Below are 14,339 nucleotides of genomic sequence, written 5' to 3' on the forward strand. Positions count from 1 at the left end.
TTGAGAGGACGAGGGGCGAAGGAGAATTTTATTATCCAGTGAGGTTTGACAGCGACTATTTTTTTACCTAAAGGAAGAAAAATTGATTTCCCCAAAAAGTACAGTTTTTGGGGAACGGGTGGTGGCAATGGCAACATCTCTCCAAGTTAAATCAAAACAGCGCGTGGCCGCGCATGGCGAAGTCTTCACCGCCGAACGGGAAGTCAAAGCCATGTGCGATCTCGTTGCTGACGAATGTTCCCGTATAGACAGTCGTTTTCTTGAGCCCGCCTGCGGCAATGGTAACTTTCTCGCTGAAGTGCTTCGACGCAAGCTGGAAGTCGTAAAAAGACGCTACGGCAAAAGCAGGCATGAGTATGAGCGCTACGCTGTTTTGGCGCTGTCCAGTCTCTATGGCGTGGACATCCTGAGCGATAATGCGGAAGAGTGCCGTATCCGGCTTCTGAATCTTTGGAATGAAGAATACTACAACACTCTTGCCGCACCCGTCGATGGAGAGTTGCTTGCGTCTGTTCGGTACATTCTAGAGCGCAATATTCTGTGCGGCGATGCGCTCACGCTGCTTCGCTCCGATGGGACTCCCATCATTTTTTCCGAGTGGTCGTTCATTTCCGGCGACCTGATAAAACGCCGAGACTTTCGTCTTGACCAGCTCATGAAAGGCGAGGCGGAAAAGCAGAAGCAGCAGAATGTGCTTTTTATGCCCGGCTGGGAATACGACGCCGAGCTCGACACGCTGATTCCATCCCCCATTCAGGAATTCGAGCCCATCGAATACTGGAGACTGTGCCATGCATGATCTTCAGCATAACCCCGATGTTTTAAGCTGTCTGGCTAATCTTTCGAGTGATGAAGTCTTCACTCCTCCAGAAGTCGCCAATGCCATGCTTGATATGCTCCCGCAAGAATTGTGGCAGGACTCAAAAGCGACATTCCTTGACCCTGCCTGTAAGTCTGGCGTGTTTCTGCGCGAGATTGCCAAACGCCTCATCGAAGGGTTGAAGGACGAAATTCCCGACTTACAGACTCGTCTCGACCATATCTTCCAAAAGCAGCTCTACGGTATCGCCATTACGGATCTTACGGCCCTTCTTTCGAGACGCTCTCTCTACGGAAGTAAACGGGCCAATAGTAAATATTCTTTTTCGCGCTTTGATACGGCAGAAGGACTTATTCGGCTGAACCCAACATTACATCACACATGGAAGAATGGCCGTTGTGAATTCTGCGGAGCATCGCAAAGCGAATATGATCGCAGTAGCACACTGGAATCTCATGCCTATGAATTTATCCATACTCATAGTCCAGAGGCAATATTTAATATGAAATTTGATGTTATTATAGGTAATCCTCCGTATCAATTGAGTGATGGGGGAAATGGGGTAAGTGCTGCACCAATTTTTCAGCACTTTGTAGAGCAAGCTATAAAGTTTAAACCACGATATTTATCGATGATAATACCTGCTCGTTGGTATGCGGGTGGCAAAGGATTGAACAAGTTTCGAGAGCAGATGTTAAAAGATGCTCATATAAGAAAATTAGTGGACTTTGAATCAAGTAAAAACTGTTTTGATGCTGTTAATATCGCAGGAGGAATATGTTATTTTTTGTGGGATAGAGATTATAATGGGCAGTGTGAAATCACAAATTGGAATAATGAAGTATCCATTGTCATGGAACGACGACTTAACGAATTTCCTATTTTGATTCGTTCTAATTTGGCTGTTTCGATTATTCATAAAGTTTTAAATGTTACTCCTGATGTTTATAGCAATCATGCTTATCCAAGAAATCCATTTGGATTTGCTACAAATTATCGTGGACGAAGCGAACAAATGCCTGGAGACATTGAATTGTTGACAAGTGTTGGTTTTTGCTATGTATCTCGTAAAGATGTTACAAAAAATTTTGATATTATAGATAGATATAAAGTTCTTATTGGCCGCCTTGTTCCAAATAATGGAGAATTGGATGTGAATCCAAAAGATGGTTATAAAGTTATTACAGATACGAGAATTATTGGTCCTGGTCAAATAAATACAGAAACCTATTTAGATATTGGTGTGTTCGATACAGAGCAGGAAGCTGTTAACTTTGATAAATATCTCAAATCTAAGTTGCCGAGATTTTTGCTTAGACAGGCTATTTCTTCTCTGAATGTGACCAGAGAGTGTTTTCGTTTTGTTCCCTATCTTGATTTCAAAGAAGAATGGACAGATCAAAAGTTATACAAGAAGTATGGGTTAACAGAAGAAGAAATCGCATTCATTGAATCTATGATCAAACCTATGGATCTAGAGGCGTAGTACATGGCGCAATATTTTCCCCCTCGCCCTCACCTTACGCCTTGGATTTATGCCTACAGTAATCCTGCTCCGGCCTACAAAGGGTTGCTCAAAGTCGGATATACAACTCGCTTTTCTGTAGAAGAGCGAATCAAGGAGCAGTTCAATGTCGAGCAGCCTGAAGGTTTGAAGCCCTATCGCATCGAATTTAAAGAGTCCGCAATGCGGAGCGATGGCTCGGCGTTTACGGACAAGGATGTTCATCGTCTTCTTGAAAAATCTGGATTTATTCGCGTAGGGGGAGAGTGGTTTCGGTGTCGTGTGGAAGACATCAAATCCGCTGTGCTGTCTGTCCGGCATCGTATGGGGAGTATGACCGGCAGAACGCTGGATTTCGGTATGCGTCCAGAACAGCAGGCCGCCGTGGATAAGACCGCCGCCTACTTTCAAAGCGTATCCGCAGAGGGGAGAACTCCCAAATTTCTCTGGAACTGCAAGATGCGTTTCGGTAAAACCTTTGCCGCGTATCAGCTTGCCAAAAAAATGGGCATGAAGCGTGTCCTCGTACTGACGTTCAAGCCGGCAGTTCTCAGTGCATGGGAGGAGGACCTTGCGACGCACCTCGACTTCGAGGGCTGGCAGTTTATTGCCCGCAATACTGAGCTTACTTTTGAAAAAGCCGATAAAGCTCAACCTATTGTTTGCTTTGGCTCCTTTCAGGATTTTCTTGGGGTCAACCGGACCACTGGAGGCATCAAGCCGCGCAATGAATGGGTGCATACTTCCAACTGGGATCTGGTCATCTTTGACGAATATCACTTCGGCGCATGGCGTGAAAACGCCAAGAAGCTTTTTGAGCAGGAGGATGACGACTCCTACGACAGCTTTGACGTGGAACATTACGACCGGGGCAATGCCTGCGACGAACAGGATTTGCCCATTACAACGAAATATTATCTTTTTTTGTCCGGTACTCCGTTCCGAGCGCTGAATTCCGGTGAGTTTATCGAAGAGCAGGTATTCAACTGGACATATTCCGATGAGCAGAAGGCCAAAGCCAGCTGGCAGGGCGACAAAAATCCGTATGCTTCCTTGCCCGGCATGGTTATGATGACATACCAGCTCCCCGAAAATATTCGCCGCATCGCCATGCAGGGAGAGTTCAATGAGTTTGATCTCAACGAGTTTTTTGCTGCAAAAGGCACTGGATCGGGTGCAGAGTTTGTCCATAAGGACCAAGTGCAGAAATGGCTGTCGCTTATTCGTGGAGCCTATGAGGAAACACTGGTCGGGGATTTGAAGCTCAGAAAGTCGAAACCCGTGATGCCTTTTGCAGATGTACGCCTTCTGAATGTACTTCAGCACACCTTGTGGTTTCTACCGAATGTGGCATCCTGTTATGCCATGAAAAATCTTTTGAAAAGTAAGCAGAATGTCTTTTACCATGACTACGCGGTGAACGTTTGTGCAGGGGCTGAGGCAGGGCAGGGGGCGGAAGCGTTAAAGCCAGTTTTGGCCTCCATGAAGGGAGATCCGTTCCACAGCAAGACCATTACGCTTTCCTGCGGTAAGCTGACAACCGGCGTAACGGTGAAGCCGTGGACCGGTATATTCATGCTTCGAAATTTGAGCAGTCCTGAGACCTATTTTCAGGCGGCGTTCCGCGTGCAGAGCCCGTGGGAAATATCAACGGATGGAGGACAGAAGGAAATCGTCAAGAAAGAGTGCTATGTTTTCGACTTCGCTCTTGATCGCGCCCTTCGCCAGATAGCCGATTACAGTTGCCGTCTCGATGTACAGGGGCGTGACCCGGAAAGCAAGGTCGGTGAGTTCATCAGCTTCCTGCCGGTCATAGCTTATGACGGCATGGCCATGAAGCAGATAAGCGCACGCGAGATTCTTGATATGGCTATGGCAGGTACATCTGCTACTTTGCTGGCCAAACGCTGGGAAAGCGCGTTGCTCGTCAATGTGGATAACGACACGTTGGCGCGCCTGATGGCAAATAAGGAGGCCATGGATGCACTCATGAAAATTGAAGGCTTCCGCAGTTTGAACGAAGATATCAAGACCATTATTGCGAAGTCTGAGGCCGTAAAAAAGACAAAGAAAAAGGGTGAGGATCTGCCGCCGGAAAAGAAGCGAGAACTGACGCAGGAAGAGAAAGAGTATAAAAGTAAGCGTAAGCAGATCCAAGAAAAACTCATTAAATTCGCCACGCGTATCCCAGTGTTCATGTATCTTACTGATTACCGTGAGCAGTGCTTGAAGGATGTCATCACCCAGCTGGAACCTGAATTATTCCAGCGTGTGACGGGGCTGGCGGTAAAAGATTTTGATCTGCTCGTTTCCCTTGGTGTTTTCAACGATGCCCTTATGAACGATGCCGTTTACAAGTTCAAGCGGTATGAAGACGCCAGTCTCTGCTATACCGGCATAGACCTGCACGAAGGTGAAAAGCGTGGGGGTTGGGACACGGTCATCACGAGGGAGGAGTTCAAGAACGTGTTTGGGTAACACAGGTACTTCTCTCCTTAACAACTTGTAGCCTTCTCGCATAAAAGAGTGGGCTGTCCTAGGCTCAGGACTCATTATTTCCAACGACGTCAAAAAAGGATAAGTATGGATATGGAGGTTTCTATGTCCACTCTTTTTTACCTTTCTTCCGCTCAGATGGATGTCATTCGCCCTTTCTTTCCTCGTTCAAGAGGCATTCCCAGAAAGGACGATCAAAAAATTATCAGTGGAATTATCCATGTTCTCAAGTTCGGTCTCCGATGGAAGGATGCTCCAAAAGAATACGGCCCCTATAAAACTCTTTATAACCGTTTTGTCAGATGGAGTAACATGGGCGTCTTCGAAAAGATTTTTACGGCTCTTTCCGAAAGTACCCAGGACACATCCCTTCTCATGATTGATGCTACCTGTCTGAAAGCTCACAGAACTGCCGCAAGTTTGAGAAAAAAGGGCTTCCTCTCGCTGTATCGGACGCACAAAAGGAGGATTGAACACCAAATTACATGTAGTCTGTGACTCCGACGGACGTCCGATTCGGACATTGCTGACAGCCGGAACCATCAGTGATTATGGCGGTGCGGCATATCTCTTGCCAACTTTGCCTTCAACTCGAATGCTTCTTGCTGACAGGTGCTATGATGCCGGATGGATTCGCAGTTTTTTGAAAAATCGGGGTTGCACTCCCTGCATTCCTTCTCGGAAAAATGCCAAGAGTCAGGAATATTACGACAAAAAACAATATCGCCAGCGTCACAAGATAGAAAATATGTTTTCCCGGCTGAAGGATTGGCGTCGCATAGCCACGCGCTATGATTGCTGTGCTCACACATTCCTTTCAGCAATTCACCTTGCGGCTATCGTTATTTTTTACCTTTAATGAGTCCTGAGCCTACAAGATGGCCGCCATTCTGGACAAGTTCCCGAAGCTCCGGGTTTGCGCCGCGCATCTGGGGGGCTTCCGGCAAAGGAAGTACGCGCTGGACGTGCTGGCCGACCGCAACGTCTGGATGGACACGTCCTCCTGCATGTAGGAGATCGACGACGACACCCTGCGCGCCATCCTGCGGCGGCACCCGCGCGAAAGGCTGGTCTTCGGCACGGATTACCCCATCATGGACCCGCAGGACGAGATCGACGCCCTCCAGCGCCGCACCCGCTTCACGGACAGCGAGCTTGACGAGCTGCTCATGAACGGATCGGCCATGCTTTTTGGCTGAGCCCGGCCCCTGCGCTTTCGTCCACGGGCGGTTGCGCGGGAGGGGCCCGGCCCCGTGCACGGCAAGGCCCCGTTTCCTGCCGGGAACGGGGCCTTGTTCTGCGCGCCTTGCGGAGAAGGGGGGATCAGTTCTGCGGGGCTGCGAGGCGGGCGCCGGTGCAGCCCACGAGGATCAGCAGCATGAAGCCGGCCTGGGGCAGGGAGATGCGGTCTTGAAAGAAGAGCATGCCGCCCACGGCCACGCCGATGGAGCCGAGGCCGGTCCACAGCGCGTAGGACAGGCCAGCGGGCAGGAAGCGCATGGCGTAAGACAGCAGGCCCATGTTGAGGAAGCTCAGGACAATGGGGATGAGGGCGGCAACAAGGGGACGGGAGGTCGTGGGAGCCCATTTGAGGCTCAGGCCCCAGATAATTTCCGTGACGACTGCGGTGCACAAGGCAAGCCAGGGCATGGGGATACTCCTTGCGGCTTACGTGGTGAGCGCGGGCATGCGGAAGCCTGAAGATCATGCCCGCGTTCCTCCGCAAGGAGGGCGCATGTCGGCTTTCTACCATCCGGGGCATCCCGTGGCAAGTCCTAGGGGCTGTTTCTAAAAAGTTTATTGCAGCCAAATCAGACAGGCCGCTAACATGACATTTGCCCGGAATGTCGCGGCCAATTTTTCATAGCGGGTTGCAATGCGTCGAAATGACTTGAGCTTTGCAAAAAAGCATTCGACCAGATGACGCTCCTTGTACACATGGGCATCATACTCCCGCTGATGACGTCTGCATTTTCGGGAGGGAATAACCGCTTCCATCTTTTGTTGCCGTGCCTGCTCCAGCACTGCATCGCTGTCATAGGCACGATCTGCAAGGAGCTTGTCCGCGGACAAATCCACAAGCAATTCTCCGGCGGGTACCGTATCGTTTACGTTGCTAGGCTCAGGACTCATTATTTCCAACGACGTCAAAAAAGGATAAGTATGGATATGGAGGTTTCTATGTCCACTCTTTTTTACCTTTCTTCCGCTCAGATGGATGTCATTCGCCCTTTCTTTCCTCGTTCAAGAGGCATTCCCAGAAGGGACGATCAAAAAATTATCAGTGAATTATCCATGTTCTCAAGTTCGGTCTCCGATGGAAGGATGCTCCAAAAGAATACGGCCCCTATAAAACTCTTTATAACCGTTTTGTCAGATGGAGTAACATGGGCGTCTTCGAAAAGATTTTTACGGCTCTTTCCGAAAGTACCCAGGACACCTCCCTTCTCATGATTGATGCTACCTGTCTGAAAGCTCACAGAACTGCCGCAAGTTTGAGAAAAAAGGGCTTCCTCTCGCTGTATCGGACGCACAAAAGGAGGATTGAACACCAAATTACATGTAGTCTGTGACTCCGACGGACGTCCGATTCGGACATTGCTGACAGCCGGAACCATCAGTGATTATGGCGGTGCGGCATATCTCTTGCCAACTTTGCCTTCAACTCGAATGCTTCTTGCTGACAGGTGCTATGATGCCGGATGGATTCGCAGTTTTTTGAAAAATCGGGGTTGCACTCCCTGCATTCCTTCTCGGAAAAATGCCAAGAGTCAGGAATATTACGACAAAAAACAATATCGCCAGCGTCACAAGATAGAAAATATGTTTTCCCGGCTGAAGGATTGGCGTCGCATAGCCACGCGCTATGATTGCTGTGCTCACACATTCCTTTCAGCAATTCACCTTGCGGCTATCGTTATTTTTTACCTTTAATGAGTCCTGAGCCTACAAGATGGCCGCCATTCTGGACAAGTTCCCGAAGCTCCGGGTTTGCGCCGCGCATCTGGGGGGCTTCCGGCAATGGAAGTACGCGCTGGACGTGCTGGCCGACCGCAACGTCTGGATGGACACGTCCTCCTGCATGCAGGAGATCGACGACGACACCCTGCGCGCCATCCTGCGGCGGCACCCGCGCGAAAGGCTGGTCTTCGGCACGGATTACCCCATCATGGACCCGCAGGACGAGATCGACGCCCTCCAGCGCCGCACCCGCTTCACGGACAGCGAGCTTGACGAGCTGCTCATGAACGGATCGGCCATGCTTTTTGGCTGAGCCCGGCCCCTGCGCTTTCGTCCACGGGCGGTTGCGCGGGAGGGGCCCGGCCCCGTGGACGGCAAGGCCCCGTTTCCTGCCGGGAACGGGGCCTTGTTCTGCGCGCCTTGCGGAGAAGGGGGGATCAGTCCTGCGGGGCTGCGAGGCGGGCGCCGATGCAGCCCACGAGGATCAGCAGCATGAAGCCGGCCTGGGGCAGGGAGATGCGGTCTTGAAAGAAGAGCATGCCGCCCACGGCCACGCCGATGGAGCCGAGGCCGGTCCACAGCGCGTAGGACAGGCCGGCGGGCAGGAAGCGCATGGCGTAAGACAGCAGGCCCATGTTGAGGAAGCTCAGGACAATGGGGATGAGGGAGGCAACAAGGGGACGGGAGGTCGTGGGAGCCCATTTGAGGCTCAGGCCCCAGATAATTTCCGTGACGACTGCGGTGAACAAGGCAAGCCAGGGCATGGGGATACTCCTTGCGGCTTACGTGGTGAGCGCGGGCATGCGGAAGCCTGAAGATCATGCCCGCGTTCCTCCGCAAGGAGGGCGCATGCCGGCTTTCTACCATTCGGGGCATCCCGTGGCAAGTCCTAGGCTCAGGACTCATTATTTCCAATGACGTCAAAAAAGGATAAGTATGGATATGGAGGTTTCTATGTCCACTCTTTTTTACCTTTCTTCCGCTCAGATGGATGTCATTCGCCCTTTTTTTCCTCGTTCAAGAGGCATTCCCAGAAGGGACGATCAAAAATTATCAGTGGAATTATCCATGTTCTCAAGTTCGGTCTCCGATGGAAGGATGCTCCAAAAGAATACGGCCCCTATAAAACTCTTTATAACCGTTTTGTCAGATGGAGTAACATGGGCGTCTTCGAAAAGATTTTTACGGCTCTTTCCGAAAGTACCCAGGACACCTCCCTTCTCATGATTGATGCTACCTGTCTGAAAGCTCACAGAACTGCCGCAAGTTTGAGAAAAAAAGGGCTTCCTCTCGCTGTATCGGACGCACAAAAGGAGGATTGAACACCAAATTACATGTAGTCTGCGACTTCGACGGACGTTCAATTCGGACATTGCTGACAGCCGGAAGCATCAGTGATTATGGCGGTGCGGCATGTCTCTTGCCAACTCTGCCTTCAACCCGAATACTTCTTTCTGACAGGGGCTATGATGCCGGATGGATTCGCAGTTTTTTGAAAAATCGAGGTTGCACTCCCTGCATTCCTTCTCGGAAAAATACAAGAGTCATGAGTATTGCAACAAGAAACAATATCTCCAGCATCACAAGATAGAACACATGTTTTCCCGGTGAATGACTGGCGTCACATAGCCATGCGCTATGATCGCTGTGCTCATACATTCCTTTCAGCAATTCACCTTGCGGCTATCGTTATTTTTTACCTTTAATGAGTCCTGAGCCTAGCTCTTTTTTTCTAGCTAGGGTCAGGACTCATTAATTAAGGTAGAAGAGAACAGTGACAGCAAGACAAATGGCTGAGAAAAAAGTATGGGCACAGCGGTCATATCGGGTTGCGATACGTCGCCAGTCCTTCAACTTGCTGAATGTATTTTCAATAAGATGGCGACCTTTATACAGCGTCTTGTCGAAAGGAAGTTCTTCATTTCTGGTTTTCCGCGGTGGTATGCAGACGGTTATCCCTTTGGCTTTTAGAGATTCCCGCAACCAACTCGCGTCATAGCCTCCATCTGCCAGAAATATGCTGTTATCGGGAAGCAAGTGCTGGAGAATGGCCGCCCCCTTGTAGTCGCTGACCTGTCCTTCCGTCAGCAAAAGCAGGACAGGACGCCCGTGCCCATCACAAACGGCATGAAGTTTGGAATTCAGGCCACCTTTTGTTCGTCCTATGAGGCGCGAAGAATCCCCTTTTTGAGCAGGCTTGCCGCCGTGCGGTGAGCCTTGAGGTGAGTGGAGTCGATCATCAGTGAGCCATCAAAAGACGTTTTGTTGGCCAACTCAGTGAAAATTTTATTGAAAACACAGAATCTGCTCCACCTGATGAATCGATTGTACAGCGTTTTGTGCGGGCCGTACTCATCAGGTGCATCCTTCCACTGAAGCCCGTGCTTGATGACGTATATGATGCCGCTGACGACGCGTCTGTCATCGACACGCGGGGCACCGTGAGAACGGGGAAAGAACGGTTTGATACGCTCCAACTGGCTTTCGGAAAGATAAAACAGGGTACGCATGCGACACCTCCATGCCCTCTGCATACCCTGTTTTTGTTCCTTTGAAAATAACGAGTCCTGACCCTAGGACAACCCACTTCTATTCTTGTTGAACTCAGATAATTGTTAGGAAATGGTTAGGAATGGGGTAAGACGCGCCCTCAAGTGAGTTACTGTCTCAGCGAGAAGAGCACAGCCCGGAATACCCCTCCGGTATGTTTCCATTGGACGCACCGCAAGCGTCAGCACTTATCTTCCCCTTCTGGTTAGAAATAGGTTAGAAAAATGAAAAGGCACTTACGGTTAGAAAACTGTAAGTGCCTGATTTTCTTGGTTGCGGGGAAAGGATTTGAACCAATGACCTTCGGGTTATGAGCCCGACGAGCTACCAAGCTGCTCCACCCCGCGTCGTGTTCGCTATATATAGCGTTGACGGGGAAGGCTGTCAACAACTTTTTTTTGCTTTCAGAAAAATTTTTTTCGCTTTTTCTTATCCGTAAATAACTAATGGCTGACTTCCCCTTTTTTTTATGCTAAACTTCCCCCCATCGTATCATGTATATGGGTTTAACATCATGAAATTCTGGGAAATATCCGATTCGTTCTGGGAAGCCGTCAAGCCGCTCATCCCCGAAACCGTCCGCGATCCTGAAAAGGTGTACCAGCGCATTTCCGGCGGGGGCCGCAAGCCGCTTGATCAGCGAAAAGTTTTTTCGGCCATTGTCTATGTCCTGAAAACCGGCACACAGTGGAAGTCTCTTCCCAAGGAATTCTACGGCAGCCCGAGTTCCATCCATGCCTACTTCAAGAAGTGGGAAGCGCAGGGATTCTTCAGCGAACTCTGGAAGAAGGGCCTTGCGGAATTTGAAGAAATGAAGGGCATTGCGTGGGAATGGACGCTGGACACCACCAGAGTATCCAAGCCCGCAGCTCAGGGAGCCGGCAAGAGCGACGCTGCTCTGACGGACGGCCACGCCGGGCAGGATTCCCCCGAGGAATGCCGCATCTGGAGGCCCGTCATCAGCCGCAGAAGCCGCGAGCGCGCCAAGGAACTTTGCGACAAGGCCACGGCATTATTTACGGATACATTCAAATCTTGATTTAAACTATCAGCACAGCCTATTGTTCATCACATGGCTTCAGGCCTTCCGGGCCCGCCTTTTTTTGCATATCGGCAGCAGGAGTTATGTGATGAGTCGTTCCTATGTAAGCACACGAATCCTCTGTGTGCTGTGTCTGTTGACTTCCCTTTTCCTTCTCCCCTCCCAGCGCGCGTTTGCCGAAGGCTTCGCCATCATGGAGAACAGCGCCAGAGGCATGGGCCTTGCCGGCGGTCTCATCGCACGCGGCGGCGATGCCTCCACCCTCGCCTACAACCCTGCGGCCATGACGCTCCTTGAAGGCACGCAGCTGCAGGCAAACCTTGCCGTTTCGCAGTTCTACTGGGGCGTGGACACCCGCGACAGGGCGGGCAACGACACGGGCAACTTCCACAGCGCTCATCAGACCTGGCCCATCCCCGCCTTCTACATCACCCATCAGATCAACGACAAGGTGTGGTTCGGCCTGGCCTCCTATACCCGTTTCGGCCTGGGCGTGAAGTATCCCAATGAATGGCCGGGCGGCTACAACCTGCAGAGCGTGCAGCTCATTACCAGTTCCCTCAATCCCAACGTCGCCTTCAAGCTCAACGATCATCTTTCTCTGGCTCTGGGCGTGGAAGTGATGGGCGCATCCATGCAGATGCGCAAGAACCTCTCCAGCTATGCCCCCCTTGCCGCAGGAAGTGCACTCTACGGCGACCCCGGCGACGTGAGCATCAACGGACACGGCGTTTCCTTCGGCGGCAACGTGGCCCTGCACGCCAGGCTCAACGATCAGTGGTCCCTCGGCCTGACCTACCGCGCCCCCATGAGCCTCAAGGTCAGCGGCAAAACCCGCTACGATAACCAGATAGGAAAAACCTACTTCGGGCAGGCCCTCGGCCTCAGCGCGATCCAGAATTCCCGCCTGCGCGGCACGCTCCACCTGCCCGATTCCATCGGCTTCGGCGTAGCCTATAAGCCGCTGGAGAACCTGAGCTTTGAAGCAGACGCCGTGTATACGCTCTGGAGCCGCTTCCGCGACTTCAACATGTATATGAAAGATCCGGTGAACGCATGGCAGAACACCGACAGACACTGGGAAAACAGCTGGACGCTCGGCATTTCCGCCGAATACAAGCCCGTGGACTGGATGGCGCTGCGCCTCGGCTTCATGTATGAAACCTCTCCCATGAACCTTGGCAACGCCGACTACATGGTGCCTTCCAACGGCAGAAACTACTATACCGCAGGCGTGGGCTTCTTCTACAAAAACTGGACCTTCGACATCGCGTACATGTACATCCACAACCATGTGCTCGACTACACGCTTGCCGCGGCTACCAACCCCGGAAGCGGTGTGGTGGCAGGCCGTACCACGCATCCCCATGCCCACAACTTCGGCATCGGCATAGGGTATAAGTTCTAAGACGAGTTTCCCTGCAAAAACAAAAGAAGGCCGCCCGGGCGGCCTTTCTTTTTTAATCTGCGGCATCCTTTTCCGGCAGACAGGTACAAAAGCATGGAAGATTCTTCTGCCGATGCAGAACAACGTGCCTCAAAACATATACGGCAAAAGTCGTACCCCCGTGCTCTCTGAGAAAGATATGCGAAGCGCCGCCCCCACCCACAGAAAACACAGGCGCAAAAACGGGCAGCCATCCTCTTCCTGAAAAGAATTCTTCCTCAAGGAAACGCAGCAGCACCTCAGTTTTCCACACCGGCAGAAAAAACGGGAAAGAGACGTTACCGGCTCCGCGGATGCCGGCTCCACGACTTTCCCTTTTTTCCATGTCCGTCCTCTGCACAATACAGGCCGCACGCACCTGCGACGTGTCGGAGAAAAAACGCCCCCTGAAACAACGTACAACAAGGAAAACGCCCATGAAGCGGAGCGGATTGTACGCAGGGCATTCATGGGCGGACGATTGCGTCATCGCAGTGAAGCTATGCCTTCCACTGATCTTCCAGAGTCTCGGCAAAGGCCTTGAGCTTTTTCGGATCATAAAAATTGACCAGCCGGAGCGGCACGGTGGCCACGGCGCCGAATTCGCCGCCTTCCTTCAGCTCAAAGAACAGCAGGACCACATCCCAGGGAGCAAAGTAGCAGGAACCGTCGGGAGCTTCCATGCCTTCGCGGGCCAGTGCGAAACAGAAGGCGGAAAAACGCGCCGCACCCGTGCGGTACAGACCGGAAATCATGGCGCAGCGGTTTTCGTGTTCCGCATAGGTATCGGCAAAGGAACGGTAAAGCTCTTCCATCTGCTCTTCCGTGTACGGAGGCTGAAGCTGCTGAAGAGCATCGCAGAAGGGCAGGCAGTAATCCCGGGCGCAGAACATGTCCGTCCACTTCTCATCCCAGGAAGGGGAGGAAGACTGTATGGCCTTTTCCTCCGCCATACCGATGAAGGGCCGCAGGCTGCCTTCCTTATCAAAAAGATGTTCGGGAAAAGCCGTCATCTTGTACCCGTCGTCTTCCTCCCTCAGAAAAAGGCGTACCTTTTCTCCGGGCTTGAACAGGCCTTCCACACCATCGGCGGCCACGGCCCGCGTCATGAGGGGATACCGGCCCCACAGGCTGCGCCGCAACGGTTCCAGCAGGGAATAAGGCCCCAGCCTGCCATAAAACGCGGCAATCTCCTCCACGGAAAATTCCTCGCCTTCCTTCACGTTTTCCCAGCCGTTGAACGCCATGTCATCCTGCCTTGTTCGGGTTATGATTTCCGGGCATGGTACAAAAAAGAAGAAACGGTGAAAAGTCCGCCTGCCCATACCGGAACGACAGACGTTCCCGCCTTTTCTCCGGTGAAACAGGAGAAACGTACTCCCATCTCTTCCCGGACACGGGGGAGCATGACGATTCCGGGCCATTTCCCGAAAAAAGCGGAACATGCAGAAAAGGCTCTGCGCTTTAAAGGAAGGAACGGGGAGTTTTCTCCCCCGAGCTGTGCATCGGGCCCGGCCGTGCGCTCCCTCAGTCTGCAAGG

14 protein-coding genes, 1 tRNA gene and 2 pseudogenes are annotated in these 14,339 nt (G+C 51.6%); 10 read left to right on the plus strand and 7 right to left on the minus strand.

Annotation, left to right across the window (positions count from 1 at the left end; translation table 11 throughout):
• Positions 1-82 precede the first annotated feature (82 nt).
• From CZ345_RS14565 to CZ345_RS16780, 5 genes are all read left to right on the plus strand, one after another.
• On the plus strand, positions 83-799 hold the full coding sequence (locus CZ345_RS14565) for a hypothetical protein (RefSeq protein ID WP_204224312.1): 717 nt from the start codon (positions 83-85) through the stop codon (positions 797-799).
• Positions 792-2,306, plus strand: a complete 1,515-nt coding sequence (locus tag CZ345_RS14570; RefSeq protein ID WP_077073801.1) for an Eco57I restriction-modification methylase domain-containing protein — start codon at positions 792-794, stop codon at positions 2,304-2,306. Before CZ345_RS14565 ends, CZ345_RS14570 begins: the two co-directional genes overlap by 8 nt.
• Before the next feature lie 3 nt (positions 2,307-2,309).
• Positions 2,310-4,802: a GIY-YIG nuclease family protein gene (locus CZ345_RS14575; RefSeq protein WP_077073802.1), complete on the plus strand. Its 2,493-nt coding sequence runs from the start codon at positions 2,310-2,312 to the stop codon at positions 4,800-4,802.
• 123 nt (positions 4,803-4,925) lie between these two features.
• A protein-coding gene (locus CZ345_RS16355; protein ID WP_239446730.1) for an IS5 family transposase occupies positions 4,926-5,679 on the plus strand; the annotation gives its coding sequence in 2 pieces (ribosomal slippage) (positions 4,926-5,257 and positions 5,256-5,679; 756 coding nt in all).
• 19 nt (positions 5,680-5,698) lie between these two features.
• Positions 5,699-5,833 carry an amidohydrolase family protein gene (locus CZ345_RS16780; protein WP_144277378.1) on the plus strand — a complete coding sequence of 45 codons (135 nt, stop codon included), beginning with the start codon at positions 5,699-5,701 and terminating at the stop codon, positions 5,831-5,833.
• Positions 5,834-6,143: 310 nt separating this feature from the next.
• Here the strand turns inward: CZ345_RS16780 and CZ345_RS14595 are convergent, their stop codons facing one another.
• The gene (locus tag CZ345_RS14595; protein WP_077073804.1) at positions 6,144-6,470 is read right to left on the minus strand and encodes a DMT family transporter; all 327 of its coding nucleotides are present in this window, start codon (positions 6,468-6,470) and stop codon (positions 6,144-6,146) included.
• Between the two features lie 147 nt (positions 6,471-6,617).
• Positions 6,618-6,953, minus strand: a complete 336-nt coding sequence (locus CZ345_RS17590; protein WP_072335593.1) for a transposase — start codon at positions 6,951-6,953, stop codon at positions 6,618-6,620.
• Between the two features lie 48 nt (positions 6,954-7,001).
• On the opposite strand from CZ345_RS17590, the pseudogene CZ345_RS16360 reads away from it, so the two are divergent.
• Together CZ345_RS16360 and CZ345_RS14615 are read left to right on the plus strand one after the other, a co-directional pair.
• A pseudogene (locus CZ345_RS16360) lies at positions 7,002-7,754 on the plus strand (IS5 family transposase).
• Positions 7,755-7,773: 19 nt separating this feature from the next.
• A complete protein-coding gene (locus tag CZ345_RS14615; protein WP_077073805.1) occupies positions 7,774-8,094 on the plus strand; it encodes an amidohydrolase family protein in 321 nt (106 codons plus the stop codon).
• 124 nt (positions 8,095-8,218) lie between these two features.
• Here CZ345_RS14615 and CZ345_RS14620 read toward each other — a convergent pair whose 3' ends face one another.
• Positions 8,219-8,545: a DMT family transporter gene (locus CZ345_RS14620; RefSeq protein ID WP_077073806.1), complete on the minus strand. Its 327-nt coding sequence runs from the start codon at positions 8,543-8,545 to the stop codon at positions 8,219-8,221.
• 190 nt (positions 8,546-8,735) lie between these two features.
• On the opposite strand from CZ345_RS14620, the pseudogene CZ345_RS16365 reads away from it, so the two are divergent.
• Positions 8,736-9,487, plus strand: a pseudogene (locus CZ345_RS16365) (IS5 family transposase).
• 46 nt (positions 9,488-9,533) lie between these two features.
• On the opposite strand, the gene CZ345_RS16370 reads toward CZ345_RS16365, so the two are convergent.
• Both CZ345_RS16370 and CZ345_RS14645 read right to left on the minus strand, forming a co-directional pair.
• Positions 9,534-10,291 (minus strand): IS5 family transposase gene (locus tag CZ345_RS16370; RefSeq protein ID WP_144277379.1). Its coding sequence is split into 2 segments (ribosomal slippage): positions 9,534-9,958 and positions 9,958-10,291, totalling 759 coding nucleotides; the frame shifts between segments, so codons are not numbered across the junction.
• A 310-nt stretch (positions 10,292-10,601) separates the two neighbouring features.
• A tRNA-Met gene (locus CZ345_RS14645) sits at positions 10,602-10,678 on the minus strand.
• A gap of 167 nt (positions 10,679-10,845) precedes the next feature.
• Between CZ345_RS14645 and CZ345_RS14650 the strand changes: the two genes are divergently transcribed.
• Complete coding sequence (locus CZ345_RS14650) at positions 10,846-11,370, plus strand: transposase (protein WP_077073809.1); 525 nt, start codon at positions 10,846-10,848, stop codon at positions 11,368-11,370.
• A gap of 91 nt (positions 11,371-11,461) precedes the next feature.
• On the plus strand, positions 11,462-12,781 hold the full coding sequence (locus CZ345_RS14655) for an OmpP1/FadL family transporter (RefSeq protein WP_077073810.1): 1,320 nt from the start codon (positions 11,462-11,464) through the stop codon (positions 12,779-12,781).
• Positions 12,782-12,833: 52 nt separating this feature from the next.
• Here CZ345_RS14655 and CZ345_RS14660 read toward each other — a convergent pair whose 3' ends face one another.
• Together CZ345_RS14660 and CZ345_RS14665 are read right to left on the minus strand one after the other, a co-directional pair.
• The gene (locus CZ345_RS14660; RefSeq protein ID WP_144277380.1) at positions 12,834-13,145 is read right to left on the minus strand and encodes a hypothetical protein; all 312 of its coding nucleotides are present in this window, start codon (positions 13,143-13,145) and stop codon (positions 12,834-12,836) included.
• A gap of 154 nt (positions 13,146-13,299) precedes the next feature.
• Positions 13,300-14,046, minus strand: coding sequence for a hypothetical protein (locus CZ345_RS14665; protein ID WP_077073812.1), 747 nt, complete (start codon positions 14,044-14,046; stop codon positions 13,300-13,302).
• Between the last annotated feature and the right edge of the window lie 293 nt (positions 14,047-14,339).

This window comes from Mailhella massiliensis (assembly GCF_900155525.1).
Taxonomy (GTDB): Bacteria; Desulfobacterota; Desulfovibrionia; order Desulfovibrionales; family Desulfovibrionaceae; genus Mailhella; species Mailhella massiliensis.

Excerpts from the sequence above, each read along its gene's own strand:
- CZ345_RS14570 (WP_077073801.1), top strand. The coding sequence starts at position 792 with ATGCATGATCTTCAGCATAACCCCGATGTTTTAAGCTGTCTGGCTAAT.
- CZ345_RS14575 (WP_077073802.1), top strand. The coding sequence starts at position 2,310 with ATGGCGCAATATTTTCCCCCTCGCCCTCACCTTACGCCTTGGATTTAT.
- CZ345_RS16780 (WP_144277378.1), top strand. The coding sequence starts at position 5,699 with ATGGCCGCCATTCTGGACAAGTTCCCGAAGCTCCGGGTTTGCGCCGCG.
- CZ345_RS14595 (WP_077073804.1), bottom strand. The coding sequence starts at position 6,470 with ATGCCCTGGCTTGCCTTGTGCACCGCAGTCGTCACGGAAATTATCTGG.
- CZ345_RS17590 (WP_072335593.1), bottom strand. The coding sequence starts at position 6,953 with ATGAGTCCTGAGCCTAGCAACGTAAACGATACGGTACCCGCCGGAGAA.
- CZ345_RS14615 (WP_077073805.1), top strand. The coding sequence starts at position 7,774 with ATGGCCGCCATTCTGGACAAGTTCCCGAAGCTCCGGGTTTGCGCCGCG.
- CZ345_RS14620 (WP_077073806.1), bottom strand. The coding sequence starts at position 8,545 with ATGCCCTGGCTTGCCTTGTTCACCGCAGTCGTCACGGAAATTATCTGG.
- CZ345_RS14650 (WP_077073809.1), top strand. The coding sequence starts at position 10,846 with ATGAAATTCTGGGAAATATCCGATTCGTTCTGGGAAGCCGTCAAGCCG.
- CZ345_RS14655 (WP_077073810.1), top strand. The coding sequence starts at position 11,462 with ATGAGTCGTTCCTATGTAAGCACACGAATCCTCTGTGTGCTGTGTCTG.
- CZ345_RS14660 (WP_144277380.1), bottom strand. The coding sequence starts at position 13,145 with ATGGAAAAAAGGGAAAGTCGTGGAGCCGGCATCCGCGGAGCCGGTAAC.
- CZ345_RS14665 (WP_077073812.1), bottom strand. The coding sequence starts at position 14,046 with ATGGCGTTCAACGGCTGGGAAAACGTGAAGGAAGGCGAGGAATTTTCC.